The organism is Psychrobacter sp. 4Bb (assembly GCF_002836735.1).
GTDB lineage: Bacteria > Pseudomonadota > Gammaproteobacteria > Pseudomonadales > Moraxellaceae > Psychrobacter.
This window is the reverse complement of sequence record NZ_PJAS01000077.1, coordinates 1-19059: the sequence shown is the minus strand read 5'-3', so window position 1 is coordinate 19059 and position 19059 is coordinate 1. Positions and strand designations below refer to the sequence as shown.

At 42.1% G+C, this 19059-nt stretch carries 13 protein-coding genes and 1 pseudogene; 5 read left to right on the top strand and 9 right to left on the bottom strand.

Annotation, left to right across the window (positions count from 1 at the left end):
- Window positions 1-54: 54 nt before the first annotated feature.
- From CXF60_RS13880 to CXF60_RS13865, 4 genes and pseudogenes are all read left to right on the top strand, one after another.
- Window positions 55-480, top strand: a pseudogene (locus tag CXF60_RS13880) (transposase); the annotation flags it as partial.
- A gap of 67 nt (window positions 481-547) precedes the next feature.
- On the top strand, window positions 548-859 hold the full coding sequence (locus CXF60_RS13875) for a transposase (protein ID WP_102092402.1): 312 nt from the start codon (window positions 548-550) through the stop codon (window positions 857-859).
- A complete protein-coding gene (locus CXF60_RS13870; protein WP_145990217.1) occupies window positions 859-1521 on the top strand; it encodes an IS3 family transposase in 663 nt (220 codons plus the stop codon). Before CXF60_RS13875 ends, CXF60_RS13870 begins: the two co-directional genes overlap by 1 nt.
- Window positions 1522-2007: an aminotransferase class V-fold PLP-dependent enzyme gene (locus CXF60_RS13865; protein WP_102092400.1), complete on the top strand. Its 486-nt coding sequence runs from the start codon at window positions 1522-1524 to the stop codon at window positions 2005-2007. It abuts the gene before it with no gap.
- A 230-nt stretch (window positions 2008-2237) separates the two neighbouring features.
- Here CXF60_RS13865 and CXF60_RS13860 read toward each other — a convergent pair whose 3' ends face one another.
- The 5 genes from CXF60_RS13860 to CXF60_RS13840 form a co-directional block, all read right to left on the bottom strand.
- The gene (locus CXF60_RS13860) at window positions 2238-5504 is read right to left on the bottom strand and encodes a site-specific integrase (RefSeq protein ID WP_102092399.1); all 3267 of its coding nucleotides are present in this window, start codon (window positions 5502-5504) and stop codon (window positions 2238-2240) included.
- A complete protein-coding gene (locus CXF60_RS13855; RefSeq protein WP_102092398.1) occupies window positions 5497-7824 on the bottom strand; it encodes a hypothetical protein in 2328 nt (775 codons plus the stop codon). Before CXF60_RS13855 ends, CXF60_RS13860 begins: the two co-directional genes overlap by 8 nt.
- Window positions 7824-8387, bottom strand: a complete 564-nt coding sequence (locus CXF60_RS13850; RefSeq protein ID WP_102092397.1) for a hypothetical protein — start codon at window positions 8385-8387, stop codon at window positions 7824-7826. The genes CXF60_RS13855 and CXF60_RS13850 overlap by 1 nt, the downstream gene beginning before the upstream one ends.
- 270 nt (window positions 8388-8657) lie before the next feature.
- The gene (locus tag CXF60_RS13845; protein WP_102092396.1) at window positions 8658-10460 is read right to left on the bottom strand and encodes an acyl-CoA dehydrogenase C-terminal domain-containing protein; all 1803 of its coding nucleotides are present in this window, start codon (window positions 10458-10460) and stop codon (window positions 8658-8660) included.
- A gap of 63 nt (window positions 10461-10523) precedes the next feature.
- Complete coding sequence (locus tag CXF60_RS13840) at window positions 10524-11552, bottom strand: TRAP transporter substrate-binding protein (protein WP_228707158.1); 1029 nt, start codon at window positions 11550-11552, stop codon at window positions 10524-10526.
- Window positions 11553-12242: 690 nt separating this feature from the next.
- Between CXF60_RS13840 and CXF60_RS13835 the strand changes: the two genes are divergently transcribed.
- Complete coding sequence (locus CXF60_RS13835; RefSeq protein WP_102092394.1) at window positions 12243-13292, top strand: hypothetical protein; 1050 nt, start codon at window positions 12243-12245, stop codon at window positions 13290-13292.
- A 185-nt stretch (window positions 13293-13477) separates the two neighbouring features.
- Here CXF60_RS13835 and CXF60_RS13830 read toward each other — a convergent pair whose 3' ends face one another.
- From CXF60_RS13830 to CXF60_RS13815, 4 genes are all read right to left on the bottom strand, one after another.
- Window positions 13478-13933 carry a MarR family winged helix-turn-helix transcriptional regulator gene (locus tag CXF60_RS13830; protein ID WP_102092393.1) on the bottom strand — a complete coding sequence of 152 codons (456 nt, stop codon included), beginning with the start codon at window positions 13931-13933 and terminating at the stop codon, window positions 13478-13480.
- Window positions 13934-14032: 99 nt separating this feature from the next.
- Window positions 14033-15928 carry a feruloyl-CoA synthase gene (locus tag CXF60_RS13825; protein ID WP_102092392.1) on the bottom strand — a complete coding sequence of 632 codons (1896 nt, stop codon included), beginning with the start codon at window positions 15926-15928 and terminating at the stop codon, window positions 14033-14035.
- A gap of 58 nt (window positions 15929-15986) precedes the next feature.
- Complete coding sequence (locus tag CXF60_RS13820) at window positions 15987-17435, bottom strand: aldehyde dehydrogenase (protein WP_102092391.1); 1449 nt, start codon at window positions 17433-17435, stop codon at window positions 15987-15989.
- 160 nt (window positions 17436-17595) lie between these two features.
- Window positions 17596-18426 carry a p-hydroxycinnamoyl CoA hydratase/lyase gene (locus CXF60_RS13815; RefSeq protein ID WP_102092390.1) on the bottom strand — a complete coding sequence of 277 codons (831 nt, stop codon included), beginning with the start codon at window positions 18424-18426 and terminating at the stop codon, window positions 17596-17598.
- Window positions 18427-19059 lie beyond the last annotated feature (633 nt).

Below are 19059 nucleotides of genomic sequence, written 5' to 3'. Positions count from 1 at the left end.
GCCTTTCCTAAAAACTGTGTAACAGCTTATAATCTCCCAACAGGAGAATAAGCAATGACTACTCAATCTGACATTAAAAAACTGGCCGAGCAAATGGCCAGCAGCATGAGCAGCTTCGATGACATCAAAGACTTCCAAAAGCAACTCATGCAATCCTTTATAGATACCGCTCTCGAAGCTGAGATGGAAGATCATCTTGGCTATCCTAAGCATGAGAAAGCTGATAAACCCAATAAGCGCAATGGGCACACTAAAAAGACCGTCCGCAGTGACACAGGCGATCTTGAGATATCTACCCCAAGAGACCGCGATAGCAGCTTTGAGCCTGCATTAGTGCGTAAGCATCAAACCCGTATTAGTGGCCTTGATGATAAAATAATCATGTTTTATGCCAAGGGTCAAACCACCACTGAAATTGTTGAAACCATCAAAGACATCTACGACGTTGATATATCAAGCTCTCTTGTCTCAAGAGTCACTGTGTAGTGGCATAATAAACTTGGACAGCGCATAAGAGGTTTATACTAACCCAAAGAAGGAAAATAGTATGACCACCAAACGCAATCAATATACCCGAGAATTCAAATTAGAAGCCATCAGCTTAGTCGTTGATCATAAGCGTAAAATACCTGACGTGGCCGATTCTTTAGGAATAGGTAAATCCACTCTACAAAAATGGCTGAGTCAGTACCGTCAAGAAATGACTGGCCAAGCACCTAAAGTCGGCAACGCCTTAACGGATGAGCAGCGCGAGCTTCAAGAATTGCGCAAACAAGTTAAGCGGCTGACTATGGAGCGTAACATCTTAAAAAAGGCTTCCGCTCTGCTAGCCTTGGACAGCCTGAACGGCTATCGCTAATCAGTCAGCTTGCAGAGCAAGACAAGCATGTTAATAAAAGTCTTCTGTGCAAACTGTCTGGCGTGATAAAAAGCAGTTACTACTATGGCATGCAGCCCAAGCCCATCAGTCTTGAAACCGTCAAGCACAAGGCATTAATTCGTCAAATATTTAACGACTCAAAGCGCTCAGCAGGCGCTCGCAGCATTGCCGCCATAATAATGAATGAACACAACATCAAGCTATCACGCTATATGGTAGGTAAACTTATGGCGCAGATGAGGCTTAAAAGCTGTCAATTGAAGACGCACAAATACAAGCACGCTGACGAGGCGCATAAAACGCATGACAATATCCTAGCTCGCAACTTTAGCCCAACAGCGCCCAATCAAGTCTGGACGGGGGATGTGACTTACATTCGTATCAAGGGTGGCTGGTGCTACCTAGCCGTTGTTTTAGATTTATATGCTCGGCGTGTGGTGGGCTTTGCTGTATCAGATTCCCCTGATAGCGTGCTGACCGCTAAAGCCCTACAGATGGCGTATCACACTAGGCTCAAACCCAGTGGCGTGCTGTTTCATTCCGATCAGGGAACCCATTACACCAGTAAGACATTTGCTGAATCCGTTGCCAGTTGTGAGGGCATGACGCAAAGTATGAGCCGTTCAGGTGTCCTAAATTAGTTGACCACTACAATTGTGGGTGGCGGACAGCAAGATGGACTACGAGCTGGAACTCTGGCTACTCCTTTAATAGTCGGCTTTCAAAAAGCGGCTGAGATAATGTGCGAGAATAAAGAGGTAGAAGCTGAGTCGCTCAAGCAGCTACGCCAAATACTCCTCGAAAACTTAAGCAAGAAACTTGATGTTGAAGTTATTGGAGATGCTGAGAGCCGCCATCCAGGAAACTTGTATCTTGCAATATCAGGTGTAGATAGTGTTCAGTTATTGAACAACCTACAACCCCATCTTGCCTTTTCTCTTAGCTCAGCTTGTGATGGGCTGAATCGGGAATACCCTCCACTTTTAAAAGCAATAGGTATAAATAAAGAAAAAGCTGAAACGACATTACGAATTTGTGTGGGTCGTATGACTACTGAAGCAGAAATTACACAAGCAGCAAATATGATTGTTAGTACTGCGCATAAAGTAAATAAAATGACTTTATAATTAATGTTGGGGTTCTACCAGAATCTGAGATGGGCTCCTCCTCTTAGTTAGTTAACCCCAGTTCGGGATAAGAGATCCATTAAGCTACTGATAGTATTGATACTTCCTATCACTCTTGAAGATCAGCTAACTCTTTGAAGGCAAGCTTCCCTATAAACAACTGTCATAAGCATGACTTTCTAAGCTCAGATATTTATTATGCAAATAATATCAATAACTTAAAAACTAGCTTATCCCGAATTCAGGTTAGTTACTAACACCATCAACAAATATCCTAAGTACTTGAGCACCCCCGATGATGCATAATAGTGATCAGTGGTAGCCAAGTTTTTGTCAGAGTGTTTACGTTTTTTCTGTACTACCCTTACCTCATAGCCATGAAAACTCTCACGAGAACCGACACGTATTGAGCTGCTCAAACTCAAGTATTTTTTAACATCACTTACAGCTTGCTCGCTATATGCCCTAACCTGCCAATGACTGGCATCAATAAGCTGACAACCTACTACCATAAAACTCTGTAGCATCTCCAGCTGGATCTCCTTAATACCAAAATGAATCGATGAGTTATTTAAGTTTTGTTTGTGTGCAAATATCTTAATAAACATTTTCAACTTCTCAGGATCCTTTATAGACATCTGATATGCTCTATCTAATGCTCTAATTATTACTTCCTGATTCTTACTACCTTTAGGCCTACCTAGTAATAGCCTGTCATCGTCGAACAGCTCACTAGCGCGCAGATATAAACATTTAGATTCATTTAGACTTACACCATGTCTAATAGCAGCTTCAGGCAACAGCTGAACTCGAGAGTTTTCTTTTAACTCTTGTAGCTCCTCTAGAAAACCTATTACGTCCGCATATTTAGGATGAATGAAAATTGAATTTATATTTGACTCATTAAATCCATTCAAGTTACCGTTTAACAGTTGCTGGCTAGCATTGATATTAGGTTCATCTGCATTCTTAAATAATGGTGTTTTATTAACAGCTGTTTTTTTAAGAAAATATTTTCTTATCTTATTTAACTTTACAGTCTTTGTCGTTGCATCATAAGCAGTTTTGTCTTGCCTATAAATGATTGAGTAATCTAACCCTGTTATTAGCTCTAAAACTGTTATAGGTAGCTCCAAGCAAGCATTACTCAGCCGCTCCCCTGCCAGCAGATGAGCAGTATGAATATAGTGCTCGAAGGTTGTGTCGCACGTTAAATGTCCTGAAAGGCTGGCCAACCCAAACCAAGAGCCCTGCTTTTTATGATAGCCCAGGATACCTTTTATGACTTTTTCGCACTGCTCATTATCATAATCAGTCATCACCTGTGCTAATGGTGAATTACTTAGTACTAATGCCAGCTGACTAATAGCAGTATGCCTAAAGCTGTGAAATGTGAAGTCATGCTCCCCTAGCAATTTATCCCAAATCAGCTTCATGAGATTTCTAAAGAATATACTAGGTAACGGCTGATCGCCTGAACCTTGAGAAAATAAGTAATGACGCTTCAGTCTTTTCTGCTGACGATATAACTGAGTAAATTGTTCTAGCTCGTCTTTTTTAAGCAGGCAGTTAATTGGTATAAGGCGGCTTGCACTGCTACTTTTCAATCTCCGATAGCGATTTGGTCTTAACCATATTTGCGGCTGCTCTATTCGCTGTCCATACTCATCAATATAGATATCAGCTATATCACGAACTTTAACACCGATAAGTTCTTTGATACGCATTCCTGTTCGATACGCAAGACTTAAGACTACTAAGCAAAGGTTTTTCTGTTCATCATCTAAATCCGAGGTGACCAAATACTCTTTCATCGCATGATAGATCCGAGGTGATATCATGTTCGCATTTACCACTTGGCGTTTATTACCCCACGGAAAATACACAAACGGCGCATTATAGTACGCTCTCTGATAATCATGGAAAGCTCGTAGTCTGCCGTAAGTAAATTTTTGAGTATCTTTGAGCTTATCCAGATATGAAACTTTGTTTTTCTTTACGTGCTCATTCTTTAAGCCATTGAGACTACCTTTACTTAACACATCGTCTGTACAGCCAACTAAGTCATCATCCGCATCTAGATTGTCTTCGCCAAAGCCTGAGTCTTTGTTCAAAATAGACTGCTTTCTTCCATCCTTAATCTTACTTTGAATGATCTCCTCATATACAGCTTCAAAGTCCTCACCAGACCATTCATCAAGATTCTCATCCATTGTTAGCATCAGCCAATCCCGACCAATACATCCCAGATATTTGCTGATGGTATTTAACCTGTTATTGCTATCATTCAATAAGCTCTTTACCCATCCTAAAAGACGCATGCCGTTGGGTTGGGTTAACTCCTGCTGTAACAGCTCTACTTGTATAATAGCGGATGCTTTACTGCCCTTAAGTGCGTCTTGAACCTCTTTAATAAGATTCTTACCAAAGCTTGGATAAACCCTACTATTGGTACTTTTTTTGTCTGATTCTGAATAACTTGCTACAAATAACTCTTCCCAAGTGAGCGGCTGTGGGTTTGATTTAATCACCTCTTGATTATAATTAATAAGCTTATTTGTGGTTAAGCCCGTCGTTTTAATCTTGCCCTGTCTAACAATAGCCAGTGCAGTGTCTATATCGCCTCCCTTCATCTGCCGCCAATGATAGTCAGCGTATTTTATTAACTGTGATAAATGCGGTTTACTTTTATCTTTATTTTGTAGTTTTAGCTTCTTACAAATATCACTGATAATGGTTTCAAACGACTTCACATCTTCTTTTTTTAACTTTTTATCTTTTAGTGCGTATAAAAAGCAAAGTGTCATATCATCAGGTATGTACTCTACATAGCGCTGTAAGCTTGTAGCAGATACATCCTCTGAGGTATGACTTTGCGTATAAGAACAACCGTAATTGTCATCATCAATACTGAGCAAGATTAGCGCCAAACTCTTGCTGCTGACACCTGAACCTGGTAATTCATCAGTTGCTGGTAGCTGCAATTGATATATGTCACGTTCGCCTAGGAGCCATTGATACAGTGCTTTTAACACATCTATGTCATTCAATCCCCCATACATCACACTACAGTAGAGCACTGACTCAATCAAATCATTGTTTGAGAACCTTCTTTTCCGTTGCCATATCTCAATCATTTGCTGGCTAGCAAGGCTTACTTGAGCACCATTTACCATCCAATCATAGGATATTGTTAAATGATCACGCTCTGCTGTGACTGGCACAACTGGTTCATCTAGATTCAGTTCATGAGCTTTGTTGTAACTTCGTATGTATTCTAAAAAACCTTGCCTGGCTAAGTAATAGGTATGCGCAGTATCAAAATGCATCTCAAGCACGCTATCAATAGCTTGATAATATTCAGTTAAGTCTGTTCCTGTGGGTATGTGATTGTCATCAACATAAGACGCTATCAAAACTTTCGCCTCATTTTTGATACTCTCATGACTTTTACTTTTATTTGCTTCTCTTAACTGATGAGCAACGGCGTTATCCATATATACTCACCTCAAATTGTCGTAGGTTAAGCTCAACTGCAACTTTTTTATCTAAGTCAGCGGATAACGCTTTTAGCTCATTAATGGATAATGACGACATGGGATGCATAGTCTCTTGATCTGAATGTTCATGACCATATAAGGCGCAGATCAAATGCTCAGGAGACCTATTCGTGAGTAGTGCACGTAATTGATGTCTTAGCCAATTATCTTGATGACTAAAAAAATGTTTTATCTGATAGCGAATTTTACTAGGCGTGATACCGGTAAAGCCTTTGGGATTTTGGCTAAATAGCTGAATAAGTGGCTGACTAGAGTTCAAAATTTTATTTATAGGAAATTGATCATTGGGATATATAGAATTATGCATGACCGCAAATTGTTTGATATATTCAATATAATTCTGAATCGCTGTGATTAAGAAATCACTAAGAGGAATAAGTCTTCCCTGCCCTTGTCCCTGACGCTCTTCTTTATCCGACACCCATAATAGCTTTTGCCTAAAATCAAATTGATTTAAAAGCCCAGGCGCATGCTTTACAGGTCTAATCCCAGTCTGAATAAATATGATATGCCATAGCCAGACACCATAAGCATTAAACTGCTCAACATAACGGTCCTTCCTTATGCTTACGTTCCGCTTTAATCGACCGTTATAACTCTCAGCTGCCTCAGCAAGTTCATCAAAGAACTTTTGACAGATATCAGTATTTAAGGCCATGTCACTACCGACATATTTTTTATACCGATTACTTTTCGTGCTAGACATACTAAGCTGTCGCAGCTCACCTTGGCTGTCCGCAGTACAGTATTCGGTCAATAGCTGTATAGCGCTGTAGTAGGTCTTCTCTAAGCTTATCGTCTCAATACTGGTGTAATACAAGGGCGAGCTGTGCTTCACATCAACCCCAGTAATCATGTCGGCATGTAATGGCTCTTGCAGCTCATTCTTTATAACTATATATAAACAAGCGTCAATATGCTGATTAGATAACACTGGTAGCTCTAGTTGCGTTTTTAAGCTTGCTAGCACTTCAGAGACCTCATCACTATCCACCAAAAACTTATTTGCAATAACTGCTTGCAGCCTAGCAGGCAGAGGTAATTTAAATTCATTATCATGGCTTTGACGATGCGGTAATAAGTGGCTTCTACGATTCGAAGTTACGTTAATAGTATTACTCATAGCATAACTATCAACAGCCGAAGCGCTCTCATGACTCAACCACTTGCGCTGACTTTTATCCAATTCTAGCTCATAAATCACGTCTTGGATCTTCCGACCACTTAGAATTGATAGCAATATGACTGCATAAACCTGACGCTGCCTATAACTGACAATAATAAAAAGCTGCCACACCCGAGCAAATAGCATTTGATAGCTTAGTAGACTTAGTTGACGTAGATTGGTAGGAAAATGAAACTGATTACGGCGGGCATGTCGATAATTGTTTTTTAGCTTCCATTGCTGCAACTCTGAGGATTTAGCGGTTGTCCTGGAAGGTTTAAAGTCATTATCTAAAAGCGCAGGCGGGTCGTCATCAGCAATATTTTCAGCGTCCGCCACGTTATCATTTTTATGGGGTCTACCAAATATTGTGACTCGTATTGGCTCATCAGCACTATTAAGGTATCGCTTATTAGCGTGTTCCTTACTAAGCTCATTGTTTTGTGAGTTGGTATAGGTTTTACCTACAAACGCTTTGTTCTCTGCAACAACTTCATAAGCCAGTCTTATCTGGCTTATTTTTCCAGCCAGCTTTTGATTAACCACTTTGCCTGACTCTTCATCACTTCTTATCTTAGCTTCATATACGCGTAATGCTGCTAGTGCATTCGTCAGTGAAGCACGTTGCGCATGGATATCAATCAGTTTTTTAACAATCTCAGACTGTGGGTTATTATCTTTTAAGCCCATCCTTAGACGCACACTTAGCTGATTAACTTTGGCAGAGTGCTCATCCTTACGTATAGCAATCATAATGATTATTTGCAGATATGCACTCATAAACTGCCATGCTTCATTACCAGGAGGTACTTGGCCATACCTCTGGTAAAACAAGATCAGCATATAAGTGACTGCCCAATCTTCAATCTTTTTCTCTTTGATTACCATAGCGACAATAGCTTCACATTCAGATAATGCAAATACTGGCATATCTATGTTGGCCTGCTCACCAATATGTAGGCAAAAGCCTGGATTAATATAAAAAATATTAATAATCAGGTTTTGTACTTTTATACAGTACGGTGAATCTAGTGGCACTAGATGATCTAAAACCCTCTGTAATTCACTGTTATCAAACTGCTTGATATTCATTAGGGCGCACCACCCAACCAGCTCATACTTTGGGGTATACCTAGAACTCGCTCTTCTATCGCAAACTTACATTGGCGATATTCATAACTACTCTGGCTAATACCTGCAAAATGGCAATATTCCTTTACAGTCAGATGTCTAATTCCCATTAGCTGAAATATAACACTTTGAGGTGCAATACTTTTAAGTGCTTTAAACAAATCAGGATGGTGAATATCTTTCAGGAATATCAAGTCTATAACTTCCATCCATGCGAGATTTTGAAGATCTTTAATACTTTCAGGGATTATTAAACATGGGTAATCACTATTATTCTCAAGCCTTAAGACCTGATCGACTCTTTGGAAATCATTAAAGAAATAAAAAGCACTGCCCCCTCCATCAACTAAGCGCAGTGGTGGACGGTAGAAATTATCCAAAAACTTCATATTGATATAAGTCGTTTTAGGTCTCAATCTCTGCCAAACACATAAAGCGGCCCTAGCATACGGATGTACATACAAATCATCCTTACTAGGATTGGCAAGTTTTTGCCCAACCTTAAGTTTATTATTTTTCATCATTTTAATAATAATAGTGAATATAATTCATGTTATCCAATAATCACTTAGGTGTCAAACGCTTTATTATTGTGGGGCTTAATATCATAAAATAATCAATATTATTAAATAGTTAATATAATTTAAGACACAAAAAAACCCCTTAATACTATAAAAAATATAGCTTTAAGAGGTTATTACATTTTATGTTTTTGTTAGGTGCGAAGGTTAAACTCGGGGTTTGAATACTTTAAGTTTGCTTTTTCAGATTAGGGACACGCCCTAATATTTTATTTATGCATGACTAAAATATTCTAGATCAAACGCCATCATAGATTGGCTACCTGATTGAGCCATCTCTATATGCGTTTGCATTCGCGGTAAAACATGGTCGATAAAATAGTCTGCCAATTTAAGCTTATTGGCATAAAATACCTCTTTCTTATACTGGCTGGACGCCACCATCATGGCATACATATAGGCAAAACACAGATACCCAGTGGCGTGTAGATAATTGACCGCACAGCCATTCACATCATCGCTCCGCTCATCCATATTACCTAATAATGTATTGGTCATGCGCTCAAGGTCATCAGCCGCCGTCAGTGTGGCTTGCTTTATGCCATGTTCCCCTGACATATTGGCAATAAAACGGCGTATTTCAGTTAAAAAATCAAACAGCATGGCACCACCATCTTTGGCAACTTTGCGCCCCAGTAAGTCTAACCCCTGAATACCGTTTGCCCCTTCGTAAATTTGAGCAATGCGCGCATCGCGTACGATTTGCTCCATCCCCCAATCACAGATATAACCATGCCCGCCAAATACTTGCTGGCAGTCAACCGTTGCCTCAAATCCTTTATCACTCAAAAAGGCTTTGGTAATCGGGGTCAATAATGCGACACGCGCATTGGCCGTGTCGATCAGTTGCTTATCATGACTGTATTTTGCAATGTCCAATTGTTTGGCAACATACATCGCAAAGCAGCGCGACACTTCAGCATGAGATTTAGCATTGAGCAGCATGCGGCGTATATCGGCGTGATGGATCAAGGCGTCTGCTGATTTATCAGGGTTTTTTATCCCTGAATCACTACGTGACTGCAGTCGATCGTTGGCGTAGGCCGCTGCATTTTGATACGCCAATTCTGTGACGGCAATGCCTTGCATACCGATAGCTAGACGCTCGTAGTTCATCACCAGAAACATAGAGGCAAGTCCTGTATATTCTTCACCGACCATCCAGCCTTTGGCCTGATCAAAATTGAGCACGCACGTTGCTGAGCCTTTGACGCCCATTTTATGCTCGACAGCACCAACCGAAGCGGCGTTTCGTGCCCCAATTTGATAGTCACCACAACCATCTTCTTCAAGCAAATATTTGGGTACAATAAATAAAGAAATACCCTTCGAGCCTGCAGGGGCATTGGGTGTTTTTGCCAATACCAAATGAATGATGTTTTCTGTCAAGTCATGATCACCACCGGTCACAAAAATCTTGCTGCCAGTGATGTCGTAGCTGCCATCTTCATTAGGAACCGCTTTGGTTTTGATCAGTCCCAAATCGGTCCCCGCATGTGCTTCCGTTAAACACATCGTGCCTGCCCATTCGCCAGCGTATATTTTCTCCAGATACATGTCTTTTTGTACCTCGGAAGCTGACTTCAGTAAGCACAGGCCTGCACCCAACGCAAGGTTGGGGTAAAGCGCGAACGCTTGATTAGTACTAAACATCATCTCTTCTTGAAACATCGATACCATTTTAGGAAACCCTTGCCCGCCATACTCTGGCGTTGCCCCTAGGCCAACCCAGCCGGCCTCTTTATACTGATCATAAGCCTGTTTAAAACCCGTCGGCGTACTGACTGCGCCATAGCCTTCTTCATCATACGAAAAACTAACCCCTTCTTCATCGCCGCTGCGATTCAAAGGCAGCAATACATTTTTGGTGAACTTGGACAATGCTTCAAGCACGATATCCACAGTATCCATCTCAATATGGTTCAGGCTTTTGTTGACCTGCCAAAATGATGGGGCATCAAAAACATCCGTCAATAAAAAACGTATGTCTTGTAGCGGGGCATTATAGATATGCATAAATATTCCTTCTGATAAAACCTAACATCAAATAATGGGGCGTAATGATCTACTCAAGCATTTTTACACCTTACAGGCTTCACTAGCCGCTTTTACCTTCTCATATACTGCATCGGCATCGACCCCATTTTGATTTACAGAATTGAGGTATTTTTGCGTGCCTTGCTTTAAAAGACCTGACCATGCTGGGTCATTGAGTGGATCAGGAATATCAACAATAGTATTACCCGCATCTTTGGCAGCTTGCAGAGCTTCCCTATCGTCTTCAGTCAGCATGTCCCCCACTTTTTTGGCAAATACCATGCCAGAGTTATCATCAATAACTTTTTGCAAGTCAGGTGATAGTGAATCGTACTTGTCTTTATTCATATTGATGACCACGCTAGAGGAATAAAGCGGAATATTGGTGTGATTGTCGACCAGCTCATTCACACGAAATATGGGTACGCCATCCCAAGGCAAGCTCAACCCATCGATGACCCCACGCTGTAAAGAGGTATAGATATCGGTCGCAGGTAACCCGACTGGCGCGGCGCCCATACTTTCTATGATGTCACCAGCCACGGCAGAGGGGCGGCGTATACGTAGGCCTTTCATGTCGTCAGGTTTGGCAATCAATTTAGTGCTATGAAGTACGCCAGGTCCAAGACCGTAAAGCGATATGACATGAGAATCTTCATACTCGCTTGCGATAGTCCCGTTGTCATACAACGTCTGCATCAGACAGCTCATCTGAGACCCTGAGTTTGATAGACCTGGTAATTCAGCGATTTGTGACAATGGAAAGCGGCCACTAGTGTAACCCTGCAACTGTATGCCGATATCTACCCTACCGTTTACCACAGCCTCATACGTATCAGAGGGTTTGGTGAGTGTAGATCCAGGAAAATTCTCGATTTTGATACGACCATTGGATTCTTCTTCGATTTTTTTGGCCCAAGGTTCAAATATCTCCGCATTCATGGCCGATGGTGCAGGCATGAAATGTGACATACGCAAGACTACCACCTCATCCGCGCCGCCATTTTTGGCTTCTGAGCCACTGCTGCACGCCGTCAGACTCAGTGGTAATACCAGTGATAATGCCAACATAGAAAGGCCGTGGCGTAAATTGAGAGTAGCCTTAGTACGAGTATTTCTGAAATGCGCGTTATCGCTAGACATGATCAAATCCTTTTGATTAATAGAGTGAGGGCGACATCATATTTGTTTCTTGTATTACAAAGCGGATAACCCAAATATACCCTCTCATTTGAGCCTTAATTACTACGTAACCACTCATAATATTATAAACCTTCTTTATAATATAATTTTAATAATTAATCTAAAAACTTATAAATCCTTTATTATTGGTACATAATACGGTTTAACGTATAAATATGTCAAACAATTCTATAAAGAAGCTTGACAATTATTTAGATAAGTTGCTATCTTGTAATACGAGTTAACACAAACTTAATAACTGGTAAACAGCTGCATTGTTCTTATCAGTCATAAGGAGGTTTACTACGCGCTCAGTAGTACGTGTCATACACCGCTATCATCATACGGCGAACAATAAGGTTTTGTTTCCTGTCGTGATGTCATATGAGCGAGCGTTGAAGAGCTGTGGTTAGCGCATAAAGGCAGAAAACAAAAGGAATTGGTTAGTGCCAGATGACATGATCTGCACTATTTTTTTATAGGCTAAAGTCGCTATAAGCACTAAGCAGTAGCGAATAGCGCGCGTGATTTTTGGCACGCGTGACTTTGGTTTTAAAATAAACACGGAGTGTGAAGTATATGCGTAATCTAAAAACGGTATTGTTTGCGGTATCCACCTTATCCCTATGTAACCACGTACAAGCAATAGATGTTGTCACGACAGGTGATACCACGCTAAGCATCGGCGGTTATGTTAAAGCCGAAGGGATGTTTATTTCGCCTGATGACAAAGATTCTGATTTTGAAGGCAATATCAGAGAATCAAGGATCAATCTCAAAGCCACTACACTCGTGGATGACAAAAAACTGACCGGCTTTATTGAAGGCGATTTTTATGGCGATTTTACAGGCTATGATAGCGGTACGCCTGAATTAAGGCTACGCCATGCTTTTATGCAATATGACAAATTTACGGTAGGTAAGACCTGGAGCGGTCAGTTTTTTGCTGTTGCCCCGCGCCTCACAGAACAGCTTGATTTCTATGGCACAGGCTTTGGTACCATCGCGGGTAGTGGGCTTTATGTTCGTCCAGACCTGACATTTCATTATGTGAATGACGGACTACGAGTGACCGCGCAAGATCCTATCTATGACGATGCCAACTTACCCGATATGGTGGTCAGCTATAGCGACAATATTGCTGATTTTGGCTACACTGCCGCCGTGACTGGCCGTGAAGCGGGTACGAGTATTGAAGATGAGTCGGATTCAGACATCGGTATTGGTGCGTCATTAGCAGGTAAGTACAAGATAGGCAATGGGGCGCTACATGGTAGTGTCTATACTGGCAAAGGTATGGGAGTATACTCAGGCGTTTGTACGACAGGGGCGCTCACCCCAGTCAGTGTCAACTGTGATGCCGAGAATGGTAAGCTGGTCTCGCAAACGGGATTTAGCGTCGGCTATAGCCATACTTTTACGCCAAAATTGCGCGGTAACATGCGCTATGGTGAGGTCAATGTGGATGATGAGGCGGACAACTCAATCGATATAAAAAGTGCCAACCTTATTTATACCTACTTACCGGATCTTGATGTTGGTATTGAATGGCGCGATCGCAGCGATACCACCCTACCATGGCGCTTAAAAGGTCAAGAAGTCGAGGTGATGGCCAAATATAAATTCTAAGCGGTCATTCTTTTAAACCACACGCTGCTAAACCGCATAGCCACATAGTTATTAGCCCAAAATAAAACCGATACGTTGTCATAAACGTATCGGTTTTATTTATAGGTTTGCTTATACTTTTGAGTTTGTTTTGAGAGGTATCCCTATTTAAAAATGGTGATAAACTTTTGAATTAGGGACACGCTCTAGGCGTCTTGTTTTAAGTTCGCAATCAATCTCTGTATGGTGGCTTTTAGCATCATAACATTCTCAGCAGGCAGCCCCGCGAGCATCTTATTTTCAAAACCCATCGCTTTTGCCTTACATCGCTCGTACACTGCTTGCCCATCTAGCGTGAGACCGATCAGTAAAATACGTCCATGATTGGGATCGTCACTTTTACTGATCCACCCCTTCTCTTCCATCGTTTTGATGATTTGATTAGAGGCTTGCGGACTGATAAATGATCGTGAAGCCAGTTTGGCATTTGCCATTTCACCATGCAGATGAAGGTTTGATAGCATGGTGAATTGGGGCAAACTGACATCCAACTCTGAGAGTAATTCACTGAGCTGTTGACTAACGAGCTTGTCGAGCTTACCAACGCTATAGCTAACGGTTGGCGCATTGCCAGTAGGCTTGCTTGACTGTATGTTATTCAATGGATTTTCCTTGCTCGACAGTATTAGGTACTCTAGAGCGTGTCCTCATTTAGGCACTTTCGTTCAGATTGAAGGCACACTCTAGCGTGTCATGTTAAGCTATTTGGCCAAAAACCTCAATTTATCTGCTTTGTCTCCGTATAATTTATCCGTTTCTTTCACTCTATTATTGCGCAGTTTTCGTTGATTGAGAGTGCCTTTGTCGGTTTTCTCACCTTCAACCACATTGGGCGGAGTTTCCATCAAATAGATACGGGCAATTATTTTTGAGCTGGCTTCATAGCCGTCATTGATGGTACTCATGAAGTCGCTAAACCATGCCTGCAATCGATCATGCTCTAGCACCTGCTTAAGTTCAGTATCATGCAGCTCGGTTAATTTACGTGCCACTTTTTCTTTTACAAACACAAAAGCCCCAATTTCACTTTTTCCTTCACCCGTCAATACCACATCTTCGATCAGCTCCATACCTTTTAATACCATACGGTTACGCAGTTCGCCCACGTTGACAAAAGTTCCTGTGGTTAATTTAAAATCCTCAGCGATACGGCCATCATAGACCAAACCCTCTGAAAGATCGTTAGGGTTGTAAGGCAGTACGCCATCACCGCTGCAGTAAAATCCTTCGTCATCAAAACTGTCTGCTGCCTTGGATGTGCCAGTATCATGCCGCCAATACCCTGGCATCACATGGGGGCCTTTGATACGCAGCTCTATTTTGTCCTTTATCGGTACCAGTTTGATTTCAACACCTGCTGCAGGCACGCCCAAAAAGCTTGGCGTGTCGTTTGATAGACCCGTGGTAAAGGTACAAGACGGTGAGGTCTCTGTCATACCGATGCCCGACATAATGCGGATTCTTTCGCCGCAGTGTTGATAGCTGATATCGCCCAGCTGTTGCCACAGCTCTGCCGATAAACTGGCACCGCCAAAAAAGTACAAATCGACCTTTTTGAAAAAGTTATCGCGCAGTGCCTCATCTTCTTCTAAGGCATTGGCAAGCATCGACCACCCAACGGGTACGTTAAAGTACTTACTGGGAGAGATTTCTTTAAGATTGCGAATGGTCTCATCAAACTTACCGGCAACAGGACGACCATCATCAATATAAAACGTCCCGCCATTATATAATGCAATGCCAAGGTTGTGACTGCCACCAAAGGTATGATGCCAGCTGAGCCAATCGACTAATACCAGCGGATCTTCTTCTGTCAGACATAGTCCTTGCTTGAGCATTTGCTGATTACTGCACAGCATACGGTGGGTCGTGGGCACAACTTTTGGGTTGCCTGTGGAGCCTGAGGTAAAGAGGAACTTGACAATGCTGTCTGCTGACATTTGCTTATGGGTTTGCTCAACCGCATCCGTCGCCTCAGTTGCTAGCAAATCATTCAGATTCAGGCACGGCTCGCCATCAATATTGCCCGTCGATGTGATGATCGGTTTGTCCATCTGACCACAAGCCTTGAGCTGACGCAAAAACCCTTTGCCATCACCCGCATAAAACAGAGCTGGCGTGAGCTTGTCGATCACGTACTGCAACTTATCGGGGTTTTTGGCCACCAATGAATAGGCAGGTACGACCAAGGCATAAGGCACATTTGCCAGCATCGCGCCGCACATGAGTAAGAACACCTCAATTGAGTTCTCAGATAAGATCATCAATGGGCGCTCTTCTGAGAGATCATATTCAAGTAATGCCTGAGCAATGCTACGCGCCTTTTTTAACACATCGCTGTAGGTCAGTTTGACCCAATCGCCACGCTCATTGGTGGCGACATTTAGCTCACGTCGTGCAATCAGTACTCTATCGGGATATTTTTTGGCATATTCGTATAATTTATCAAATAAAAAATCGGGATAATCGTCCAGCGGTGTTGTAGCGTTTATGTAGTGAATATCGCCTTCTGAATCATACTTTTGATGAACGACAGCATCGCTGCTACCGACAGCAACGGCACGTTCTGGATAGCTGTGATAGGTAAATTGGGTCATGAAATATTCCTTTATTTCTAATTATTTGCTTCCTTTTCGTACTTTGTTTTTCCTTACATCAAATCGGATAATGTTTTGGCGTACTACGTATGGTGACCCAGCGAAGTTCAGTAAATTCGCTGATTGAAGCTTTGCTACCAAAACGCCCATAGCCGCTAGATTTGACACCGCCGAATGGCATAGGTGCTTCATCGTCTACAGTGGCAGAATTGATATGACATATGCCGCTTTCAATGCGTTTGGCAAGATTCATAGCGCGTCCAATATCTTTGCTAAAGATAGCAGCAGACAGCCCAAACTCTGAGGCATTGGCTTTCATGATTGCTTCATCATCGTCTGCTACTCGCTCTAAGGTACAGACAGGACCAAAAGACTCTTCCGTATAAAGCTGCATTTCTGGAGAGATATGCTCTAACAGGATTGGGCTAACAGCCGTACCGTTAAAAGTGTAATCAGTAATGGCATTAGCGCCTTTATCTTCTGCGTCTTTTACCAGAGCCTTGATACGATCAGCGGCTTGCTGACTTATCACATGGGCAATATGTACTTGGTCTGTTGGCAAACCAGTAACAAAACCATCAATCTTTAATTTAAGATACTCAATCAGTTTGTCCGCAACTTTCTCATTGACCAAAACACGCTCTGTACTCATACAGATTTGACCTTGATTAAAAAAAGCACCAAAAGCAATAGCATTGGCGGCTTCTTCGAGATCTGCATCTTCACAGACAATAACGGGCGCTTTTCCTCCCAACTCTAGGATGACTGGTTTTAGATACTCGGCACATTGTTTGGCAATGATTTTTCCGACATGCGTTGAACCTGTGAAGTTGATACGCTTGACGGCTGGGTGGGCGATCAGAGCCGTCACAACGCTTGGTGCATCTTCGCTACTATGCGTCACCAAATTAACAACCCCTTCACCCAAACCTGCCTCATTTAGCGTTTGGATCAATAGCTCATGGGTAGCAGGACAGTTTTCAGAGGCTTTAAGCACTACTGTATTTCCACAAGCCAACGGCATGGCAAGGGCCCGCGTCGCCAATATGATAGGCGCGTTCCAAGGCGCCATTCCTACCACTACGCCGCAAGGTACACGCCAAGCCATCGCCATACGGCCTTCGGCATCGCTCGGAATAATATCACCTTGAATTTGAGTGACCATTCCTGCTGCATCACGCAGCATATTGGCAGCTACCTGCACATTGAAATCGTACCATGCACCACTTGACCCCATTTCAGTCATGCCGATATCAATAAACTCCTCTGCCCGTGAGGCAAGTAAATCGGCAGCTTTTAGTAACCGTATTCTTTTTTCACTCGGTGGTAGCGCTGACCACATTGGAAAAGCGGCGGCGGCGGCCTCAATCGCTTTATTTGCATCATCAGCCTTTCCAGCAGCTGCTTTGGTGACAACGTCACCAGTAGTTGAGCCAATATGGTCAAAGGTACTGTTGTCGGTTGCGGGGCATGATTTACCATTAATAATCATTTGGACGTGATACATATTGGAGTTCCTTTTCCAGATAGAAGTAGACGCTATTTAGATTTTATCTTTCATTTTTTATTTAATAAAATACTGAAAGCCCTGTTATAGAAGGGCTTTACAGCAAAAAAACTATTGTATTTTTAATCGGTTATTTCACAAGTCTATAACTGCAAGACGCTTACCGCTTGTACGTTTGTAGCCCAGGCTTAATGCTTTTTTCGTCAAGGAACTGACGCATACCTTCAGCGCGTCCATTTTCTGGATCACGCATAGCGCACTGATCAATCTTGGCGTAGAGATAGTCTTCATTTTGATCCCATGTCAGCTCACGACAGCGCTTAAAGCCATTTTTTGCATAGCGCAGCACGACTGGGTTTTTTGCGAGTAGCACTTTTGCTACTTTCTCTACTTCGGCCTTTAGCTCATCAAGTGGGACACTTTTATTAACCAAACCCATCTCTGCCGCTTTTTTACCTTTAAACGGTTCGCCCGTCATAATGTAATACAACGATTCGCGGTGGCCCACCGTATCCGCCATCGCTTTACTGACTAGATTACCCGGTGGAATACCCCAGTTCACCTCTGACAGACCAAAGGTCGCTTCATCAGCACAATAGGCCAGATCACAGGCCACCAGCGGCGAGAAAGCACCACCGAAACACCAGCCATTAACCATAGCAATGGTCGGTTTGCTGTACATGCGCAGCAGTTGCCACTGCCAGCGGCAAGCGTCTCTGCGCGTTCTTTCTTGCACAATCTCAGGCTGGCCATCTGTCTCACGGAAGTATTCTTTTAGATCCATCCCAGCGGTCCATGCACTGCCTTCGCCGGTGATTACTACCACCCCTGCTTCTGGATCTTGCTCTAGCGTTTCTAGTATGTCGATCATTTCTCGGTTGAGCGTTGGGCTCATGCAGTTGCGCTGATCTGGACGATTGAAAGTCACCCAAGCAATATTTTCGGTCACTTCTACTTTGACGGTTGTCCAGCGGTTTTTATAATCTGACATAGTGTGCTCCATGATGTGTATTGTTACTTTCCTGATGGTATATAGATAAATATTATTCAAAGAATCAACGTCAATTCTTGAGCAGGCAACTAAGACTAGCTTAGATAGTCACTGATAACGTGCTGCTGATCTCGACTTAATATTATCAATAAAGTTGATAACATGTAAAGCTATTTCTAACAGGAATTTGATGTTTGAATACTTTATTTTTGATAAATATCTATATGAAGCGATAATACTTATCACTTTATTACCAAAAAAAGCGATTTACAGGGATTTAATTATCATTGAGTCAGAATACACACTATAATAGTTCTATGAATATCTATGACAATTAATATTTTTAATAAATCTAGTTGATAATAAACTGTATATTTATAGGATAAAAACGTATCAAACAGCAATAGTTACAGTGAGGTCAGCATAAATTTATTCCCCCTTATGTTATAAATCAAGTTACTGGAACCTTTGACTATCAACATGAGCTTAAAATACAAAAAAACCATGCCGTCATTGAGGCGGCATGGCGAAAAAATAGAGATAAGGGACTGAGCGAAGACCATTGCATCGTACTCAGTCCTATCAATAAGGCGTTAATTCAACAACACCAGCGAAATCGCAGGGAACGCTACT

What these genes read in the sequence shown, in the direction of transcription:
- CXF60_RS13875 (WP_102092402.1), top strand. Translation starts at nt 548, where the DNA reads ATGACCACCAAACGCAATCAATATACCCGAGAATTCAAATTAGAAGCC.
- CXF60_RS13860 (WP_102092399.1), bottom strand. Translation starts at nt 5,504, where the DNA reads ATGGATAACGCCGTTGCTCATCAGTTAAGAGAAGCAAATAAAAGTAAA.
- CXF60_RS13855 (WP_102092398.1), bottom strand. Translation starts at nt 7,824, where the DNA reads ATGAATATCAAGCAGTTTGATAACAGTGAATTACAGAGGGTTTTAGAT.
- CXF60_RS13850 (WP_102092397.1), bottom strand. Translation starts at nt 8,387, where the DNA reads ATGATGAAAAATAATAAACTTAAGGTTGGGCAAAAACTTGCCAATCCT.
- CXF60_RS13845 (WP_102092396.1), bottom strand. Translation starts at nt 10,460, where the DNA reads ATGCATATCTATAATGCCCCGCTACAAGACATACGTTTTTTATTGACG.
- CXF60_RS13840 (WP_228707158.1), bottom strand. Translation starts at nt 11,552, where the DNA reads ATGTTGGCATTATCACTGGTATTACCACTGAGTCTGACGGCGTGCAGC.
- CXF60_RS13835 (WP_102092394.1), top strand. Translation starts at nt 12,243, where the DNA reads ATGCGTAATCTAAAAACGGTATTGTTTGCGGTATCCACCTTATCCCTA.
- CXF60_RS13825 (WP_102092392.1), bottom strand. Translation starts at nt 15,928, where the DNA reads ATGACCCAATTTACCTATCACAGCTATCCAGAACGTGCCGTTGCTGTC.
- CXF60_RS13820 (WP_102092391.1), bottom strand. Translation starts at nt 17,435, where the DNA reads ATGTATCACGTCCAAATGATTATTAATGGTAAATCATGCCCCGCAACC.
- CXF60_RS13815 (WP_102092390.1), bottom strand. Translation starts at nt 18,426, where the DNA reads ATGTCAGATTATAAAAACCGCTGGACAACCGTCAAAGTAGAAGTGACC.